Source organism: Streptomyces sp. NPDC001663 (assembly GCF_042893105.1).
GTDB lineage: Bacteria > Actinomycetota > Actinomycetes > Streptomycetales > Streptomycetaceae > Streptomyces.
In genome coordinates, this window is sequence record NZ_JBIAUR010000051.1 from 1 (window position 1) to 2,071 (window position 2,071).

The window sequence follows — 2,071 nt, forward strand, 5'->3', positions numbered from 1 at the left end:
CCGTTGCGGAGACCGTAGTCGGGTCTCAGCATCCCGGGCATTTCGGCCCGGAAGGTCCGTCACATCACCAAAGCGTGAGGGCTTCGGCTTGAGTACGGTCTCTCGTTTCCGTCTGCCGCTGGTGCGGCAGGGTTGCGCCACCTGCCCGCCCCGTCCCCGTCCTGCGGCGGGGGCGGGTGGTGCGGGTCTTCTGGTCGGCTCCACGAGGCTTCGACACCTTGGCGGTGTCCTGGTCGCCGGCCACTCCGGTACCAGTTGCTGCTGCCGCGAGGGCGGCGAGGTTGCGGGCTGCGTTGTCGTCCCGGTCGAGGACCAGGCCGCAGGCGTCGCATGCGTAGGTCCGGACGTGCAGCGGCAGTTTGGCTTTCACCGCGCCGCACCCGGAACATGTCTTGGAGGAGGGGAACCAGCGGTCGGCGGTCACGATGCGGCAGCCGTTTCGGCGGGTCTTGTAGGCGAGCTGGCGGCGGATCTCGCCGAATCCGGCGTCGGCGATCTGGCGGGCCAGGCGCCGGTTGCGGAGCATCCCGGCGACGTTGAGGTCCTCGATCACGACCGTGCCGTACTCGGACGTCACGTCGGTGGTGAGCTTGTGCAGGGCGTCGGCACGGAGGTTGGCCACCCGGTGGTGGACGCGGTTGCGGTGGGCGTTGGCCTTCTCCCACCGCTTGGACGCCTTCTGTCCGGTACGTCGGTCGGGGCTCTGGCGGCGGGAGACGGCGCGGGATGCCCGCCGCAACTGCTTCAGCGCCTGGTCGTAGTGCCTGGGGTTGGGGGCCTCGCGGACCTCCCCGGTACTGTCGGCCATCACCGCGAGCATCTTCACCCCGAGGTCGATCCCGACCGCGATATCGGGACGGGTGACGCGCTGGATCTCCCGCTTGACCTCGGTCTGGAAGGAGACGAACCAGCGTCCTTGTTCGTGTCGCACGGTCGCGGACAGGATGCGGGCCGTCCCGGCCTGGACCCGGTCGGGCAGGCCGCGGGCGGGCTCGTGGATGCGGATCGTGCCGAGCCGGGGCAGCGTCACGTGTCGGCCATCCGCCTCGATACGGATGGTGCCGGTGGTGAACCGGCAGGCGAGGCGGGCCTTTCGCTTGGACTTGAAGCGCGGCATGCCTACCCGCCTGCCCCTGCGGGTGCCGCGCTTGGACCTCGCGTAGTTGTCGAACGCGGCGGCGGCGTTCGCGAGGCCGGTGGAGTACGCCTCCTTGGAGTTCTCCGCCCACCACTGGGCGAACCTGGGGTCGGTGTGCTTGGACTCGTTGAACGCCTTCCGCAGTGCGGGCAGCGACCACGGCCGCCACTTGGTCAGCTCGTCGGTGGGGATGTGGTACGTCTCCTCGGCGCGGCGCTGCCACCACGACGCGGTCACCCAGCCGAGCGCCCAGTTGTAGGCGGCACGGGCCGCGCCGCAGTGCGAACGCAACGCGGCCTGCTGACCGGCGTTCGGGTCCAGCGCGAACCGGAACGCCTGCACCACGAAACCGGGCTGCGGCTGGAACTTCCTCACCCGGCGGCCTCGCCCATCGCCACGGCCACCGCGCGGGCGGCACGCATCTTCGCCGCCCGCCGCCCGTACAGGCGTGCACACATCGAGGTCAGTACCTCGGTGATGTCCCGTACCAGGTCGTCGGCCCTCTCGGCGGGGTCCAAGACGACCAGGCGACGGCCGGAAGCCGACAGCACGGCTTCCAGGTGCTCGACACCGAACCGGGCCAGCCGGTCACGATGCTCCACCACGATCACGGCCACGCCGGCGTCCGCCAGAAGTCGATGCAGCTTGCGCCGCCGCCCGTTCAGCCCCGAACCGACCTCAGTCACGACCTCCGCCACCGGCAGGCCGAGCCCGGTGGCCCCCTGGACCACGCGCGCGACCTGCCGGTCGAGGTCGGCTTTCTGGTCGGCGCAGGAGACGCGGCAGTACGCCACCACCCGCCCGGACGCCTCCACTGCGGGCTCATCGACCAGCCACGTCCCGGACGGCGCCTGGCGGACAGCGACGGGCATCTTGCCGTCCTTCACCCACCGCCAAGCCGTCTGGTAGCTCACGCCCTGCTGACGCGCCCAC

The 2,071-nt window shown here is 70.9% G+C and carries 2 protein-coding genes; both read right to left on the reverse strand.

Translation table 11 applies throughout. The annotated features are described in order from the left end of the window. Positions 1-64 precede the first annotated feature (64 nt). Entirely contained in the window at positions 65-1,513 is a 1,449-nt protein-coding gene (gene tnpB / locus ACFY1L_RS55935; RefSeq protein WP_388843371.1) for an IS607 family element RNA-guided endonuclease TnpB, read from the reverse strand. Further along, the coding region (locus ACFY1L_RS55940; protein WP_388843373.1) for an IS607 family transposase at positions 1,510-2,071 on the reverse strand (562 nt) is incomplete at its 5' end. The genes tnpB and ACFY1L_RS55940, both read right to left, overlap by 4 nt.